This is a genomic window from Pseudoxanthobacter sp. (assembly GCF_036822375.1).
Lineage (GTDB): Bacteria > Pseudomonadota > Alphaproteobacteria > Rhizobiales > Segnochrobactraceae > Pseudoxanthobacter.
Window position 1 is genome coordinate 1 of the sequence record NZ_DAISHT010000249.1, and the last position, 4,556, is coordinate 4,556.

Sequence of the window (4,556 nt, forward strand, 5' to 3'; positions counted from 1 at the left end):
GCGTTGCGCGCGATGATCTCGCGCATCTTCGCCTCGATCTTCTCAAGGTCGTCGACGGTGAACGGCTCGTTGCGGAAGAAGTCGTAATAGAAGCCGTTCTCGATCACCGGGCCGATGGTCACCTGCGTGCCGGGATAGAGCTCCTGCACCGCCTCGGCCATCACATGGGCGGCATCGTGGCGGATCAGTTCCAGCGCCCGCGGGTCTTCGCGGGTGACGATCTCCACCGCGGCCCCGTCGGGCACGGTGTCCGACAGGTCGCTGACCTTGCCGTTCACGGCAATCGCCACCGCCTTTTTGGCAAGCGACTTCGAAATGGATTCCGCCACGCCGCGGCCGGTCACACCGGCCTCGAACGCACGTCTGGCACCATCGGGGAAGGAAAGCTCGATCATAACGGCTCCTCGGTCGGCTCACTCACTGCCCACGAGCGCAGGTAAGCCGGACGTCAGTTTTCGCGCGGGCGCCTTGCGACGAACCGGCAGAGGCCGGCGCCCTCGGGCAAGAAGGGACCGCGCGAGGCACGGGAAAAGGCCGCAAAGCGGCCGGTCCGCGGGGTTTTCGCGCGTCTCGGCCGCGGCGTCAACTCACCTGCCGCGCATCCCCCCCTGCTGCTGATCCACCAGCCGCGCGGGGCCCGCCGGCGGATCAGCGGTCGAGCCGGGTGTTCGGGTCGATGTGCCGCCCGGTCCAGTAGCCGTAGCGCCACGGGCACCACCAGCGCGCCCCGTCCCGCGCCGTCTGCGGCACCGGATCGAAGCCGCTCGCCCCCAGCGGATGGCAGCGCAGCAGGCGCGCCAGCGTCATCCAGCCGCCCGCCCACAACCCGAAGCGGCCGATCGCCTCCTCGCCGTAGGCCGAGCAGGTCGGCTGGTAGCGGCAGGCATCCGGCAGGAACGGCGACAGCAGCAGGCGATAGCCGCGGATGAGGAACCGGCCGGCCGCAACGCCCGCTCCGCGCCGTGTCTGTCCCTCGCCGGGCCCGCAGCTGCCGCACATCAGGCGGCCGCCCCGGCCAGCGCCGCGTCGATGGCGGCCACGGTCGCCTCGAACACCAGCAGCGTCGAGCCGTGGCGGGCGCGATAGTCGCGCACCGGCTCCAGCACCGCCAGCGCGGCGAAGCGGCCCTGCGGCGGCGGGCCGTTCTCCTTCAGCATCGCCGTCATGGCATCGCGCACCGCGCGCACCTCGCCGATGCCGGCCCCCACCACCGCGCGGCCGAACAGCGAGGCGGCCGCCTGCCCCAGGGCGCAGGCGCGCACCTCCTGCGCAAATTCCGCCACCCGCCCGTCGGCCAGCACCACATCCACCGTGATGACGGAGCCGCACAGCCGCGCCTGCCGGCGGGCCGTGCCCTGCGGGGCGGCGAGGCGGCCGACATGGGGCATGGAGGCCGCCAGTTCCAGAATCGCGCTGCTGTAGACGGTATCGGTCATGAAAGAACCGCGAGGGAGATTTCTGTTTCTTGCCGGCGGCCCGGCGGCCTGCGACCTTTGCCCGGCACCGGCCCTTCTGCCGCTGTCGCCGGAAAAAGCACGCTCAGTTCATGAAACGCAGCGGTTTCGTTCCGGCCGACATCATCCTATATAGGGTTCGGACAGGGTGGCCCGCCAGCCCCCCCGGCGCCGGAGCGGACCAGCAGCCGCGCGGAGCGCAGGGGCCGGCGCTGGCCGCGCGCCCTGATGCGGAGCAGCAGGTGAAACGGAAGCTGCCCGGCAGAATGCGGTTCTGCCGGCGGTGCGCGTTTTGCCCGTGGCCGGACAGACCGGCGGACGACACAGACCGGCGGACGACGTGGACGACAGATCAGGAATCGAACGCCCGGCAGCGCCCCACAAGGCCCCCGGGCGCGACGGGAGTTCCCCGATGGATGCCGTTGTGAAAACCATCGCCGACATTCGCCAGCGCACCGCGCCGGCCCCCCGCCGCCCGAGCCGCGAAGAGGCCGAGGCCGCCGTGCGCACCCTCATCGCCTGGGCCGGCGACGACCCGGACCGCGAGGGCCTGATCGACACGCCGCGCCGCGTCGTTTCTGCCTATGAGGAATTCTTCAAGGGCTATTCGGAAGACCCGGAAAGCGTTCTCGACCGCACCTTCCAGGAGGTGAGCGGTTATGACGACATGGTGCTGGTGCGCGACATTCCGTTCTATTCGCACTGCGAACACCATATCGTGCCGTTCATCGGCCGCGCCCACATCGCCTATTATCCGAACGGCGGCGTGGTCGGCCTCTCCAAGCTCGCCCGGCTGGTCGATGTCTATTCGCGCCGCATGCAGACGCAGGAGAACCTGACCGCGCAGGTGGTGCAGGCCATGGAAGCCTTCCTGCAGCCGCTCGGCATCGGCGTGCTGTTCGAGGCCGAGCACCAGTGCATGTCGCTGCGCGGGGTGCAGAAATCGGGCGTCTCCACCATCACCAGCCGCTTCACCGGCCGCTTCGAGGCACCGGCCGAGCAGGTGCGCTTCATGACCATGATCCGCCGCGAGCGCTGAGCGCCCGGCCGCCTTTTCAGGGCCTTTCCGCCGTGTGTAACGCCCCCGACTGCACGCACGCCCCCTTTCCCGCGCCCGGCTCCAAGGCCGCGCTGGAAACGGGCGGCGTGCTGACCCCGCGCTTCGATGCCGGCGGCCTTGTCACCGCCGTGGTCACGGATGCCGGCGACGGCAGCGTGCTGATGCTCGCCCACATGAATGCCGAGGCGCTGCGCCTGACCATTGAGACCGGCATCGCCCATTACTGGAGCCGGTCGCGCGGCGAATTGTGGCGCAAGGGCGATACCTCCGGCTCGCTGCAGCATGTGACCGAGATGCGCGTCGACTGCGATCAGGATGCGGTGTGGATCCGCGTGCGCGTCGACGGCTCCGGGGCAAGCTGCCACACCGGCCGGCGGTCGTGCTTTTATCGCGCGGTCGAACTGGGTGCCGAAGGCGGCGCGCTGCGCTTCACCGAAGACCCGCTGGTCGATCCCGCCGCGCTTTACGGCCGCAAGGCCTGACGGCAACCTTGCCGCCTAACACCTGCCCGACGACGCCTGCCCGACGTCACTTGCCTGACGTCACTTGCCTGATGGACGCTTTGCCTGATGGGAACGGCCTGACCGCGCATGCACCGGGCCGCCGCCCGGCCGCGAGGGCCGGCGCAGGACAAGGCCGGCGCAGAAATCGCCGGATCAGATCCCCGGCCTGAAATCGAAGATGTGAAACCGGGGCTGCGAAATCCGGGGGGCTTGAATCAAAGGGCGGCCCCGGGAGGCCGCCCTTTGCCCGTCGCTGCGGGTGCATATCGCGGAATCGTCCGGGCCCCGGGTGGCGCTCAGACCATGGCGATGTAGTTGCGCATGCTCTCCGCCTCGTCTTCCGCCTGCGCAATGCGATGCTTGACGACATCGCCGATGGAGACGATCCCCACCAGCTTGTCGCCGCGCACCACCGGCATGTGGCGGAAGCGACGCACGGTCATGCGCTCCAGCACCTGCGTGGACGTCTGATCCTCGGTCACCACCTCGATATCGCGTGTCATGTAGTCCGACGCGCGCCGGTCGAGGGCAGACGCCCCTTCCGCGGCAAGCGCGCGCACGATGTCGCGTTCCGAGAGAATGCCGAGCAGCGACTGACCCCGGGAGACGATCACCGCGCCGATCCGGCACAGTGTGAGCAGATCGCAAACTGCGGCGATCGTCGCATCAGGGTCAATCGTTGTGACGTCCGGCCCCTTGCGGGCCAGGATCGCAGCAACGGTCATGGGCGTTTCCTCCTTGAGAACCCGATGAAAGACGGCCGCATTTTTGCGTGTCCGCCTGCCACCACCGCTGCATCCTGCGTGCCCCGTCTGTCGCGGGGCTGGCGGAATGCGGCGGGCATAACCGGCGCACGGGAATCGGTCTCCCGTGCTGCATAAAACTGATAACGTGCCGATCGGCGCCCGTAAAGCCCCCTCCTGAGCCGGCGTTCAATTGGCGCCGGATTTGCGCCCGACCGGGTCGAACAGCGGGAACAGCAGCAGCCCGATGAGGAAGCCGCCGATGTGGGCTTCCCACGCGATGCCGGCGCCGTCGTTGCCGAGGAAAGGCAGGTTCACCACGCCGAACAGCAGGTTGAGGGCAAACCAGATGGCGATGAACGAGGTTGCCTGCCGGTTGCGCGCCACGCCGAACAGGCTGGAGGCCGGCCGGCGGTAGCACGCCGCGCTGTTCATGTCGGAGAAGCGCCAGCCGCCCAGCGGCGCGCCGGGCTCGAACACGAAGCGCGTGGCCGCCGCCATCTGCCCGGAGATCGCTGCCGACGCCCCGACCACCGGCACCACCGAGCCGGGATTGGCGATGAGGTGCAGGCCGGCCCCGCCGACCGCCGCCACCGCCGACAGCAGCAGGAAGCGCACCGCCCCGAAACGCCGCGCCACGGCCGAGCCGAACGCCAGCATCCACACCACGTTGACGAGCACGTGCACCCAGCCGCCGTGCAGCAGCGCATAGGTGAGGAAGGTCCAGATTTCCGCCCCCGTGCCGCCGGGCAGCGGCGCCATGCCGGCCGGCACCGCATAGCGCACCGGAATGAAG

Annotated in this window: 7 protein-coding genes; 2 read left to right on the forward strand and 5 right to left on the reverse strand. The window is 69.5% G+C overall.

The window, feature by feature from the left end; genetic code table 11:
• The 3 genes from V7067_RS15760 to V7067_RS15770 form a co-directional block, all read right to left on the reverse strand.
• Window positions 1-395 (reverse strand): TGS domain-containing protein (locus V7067_RS15760; protein WP_334176854.1); only part of this gene is annotated, 395 nt, incomplete at its 3' end.
• A gap of 253 nt (window positions 396-648) precedes the next feature.
• The gene (gene yidD / locus V7067_RS15765; RefSeq protein ID WP_334176855.1) at window positions 649-999 is read right to left on the reverse strand and encodes a membrane protein insertion efficiency factor YidD; all 351 of its coding nucleotides are present in this window, start codon (window positions 997-999) and stop codon (window positions 649-651) included.
• A complete protein-coding gene (locus V7067_RS15770; RefSeq protein ID WP_334176856.1) occupies window positions 999-1,436 on the reverse strand; it encodes an iron-sulfur cluster assembly scaffold protein in 438 nt (145 codons plus the stop codon). Before V7067_RS15770 ends, yidD begins: the two co-directional genes overlap by 1 nt.
• A gap of 430 nt (window positions 1,437-1,866) precedes the next feature.
• Between V7067_RS15770 and folE the strand changes: the two genes are divergently transcribed.
• Together folE and hisI are read left to right on the forward strand one after the other, a co-directional pair.
• Window positions 1,867-2,493 (forward strand): GTP cyclohydrolase I FolE, encoded by a 627-nt coding sequence (folE, locus tag V7067_RS15775; RefSeq protein WP_334176857.1) that lies wholly within the window; start codon window positions 1,867-1,869, stop codon window positions 2,491-2,493.
• Between the two features lie 32 nt (window positions 2,494-2,525).
• Window positions 2,526-2,996 (forward strand): phosphoribosyl-AMP cyclohydrolase, encoded by a 471-nt coding sequence (gene hisI, locus V7067_RS15780; RefSeq protein WP_334176858.1) that lies wholly within the window; start codon window positions 2,526-2,528, stop codon window positions 2,994-2,996.
• Window positions 2,997-3,313: 317 nt separating this feature from the next.
• Here hisI and V7067_RS15785 read toward each other — a convergent pair whose 3' ends face one another.
• Both V7067_RS15785 and V7067_RS15790 read right to left on the reverse strand, forming a co-directional pair.
• The gene (locus V7067_RS15785; RefSeq protein ID WP_334176859.1) at window positions 3,314-3,742 is read right to left on the reverse strand and encodes a CBS domain-containing protein; all 429 of its coding nucleotides are present in this window, start codon (window positions 3,740-3,742) and stop codon (window positions 3,314-3,316) included.
• Between the two features lie 207 nt (window positions 3,743-3,949).
• On the reverse strand, window positions 3,950-4,556 hold a 607-nt coding region (locus tag V7067_RS15790), incomplete at its 5' end, for a rhomboid family intramembrane serine protease (protein WP_334176860.1).

What these genes read in the sequence shown, in the direction of transcription:
- yidD (WP_334176855.1), bottom strand. Translation starts at nt 999, where the DNA reads ATGTGCGGCAGCTGCGGGCCCGGCGAGGGACAGACACGGCGCGGAGCG.
- V7067_RS15770 (WP_334176856.1), bottom strand. Translation starts at nt 1,436, where the DNA reads ATGACCGATACCGTCTACAGCAGCGCGATTCTGGAACTGGCGGCCTCC.
- folE (WP_334176857.1), top strand. Translation starts at nt 1,867, where the DNA reads ATGGATGCCGTTGTGAAAACCATCGCCGACATTCGCCAGCGCACCGCG.
- V7067_RS15785 (WP_334176859.1), bottom strand. Translation starts at nt 3,742, where the DNA reads ATGACCGTTGCTGCGATCCTGGCCCGCAAGGGGCCGGACGTCACAACG.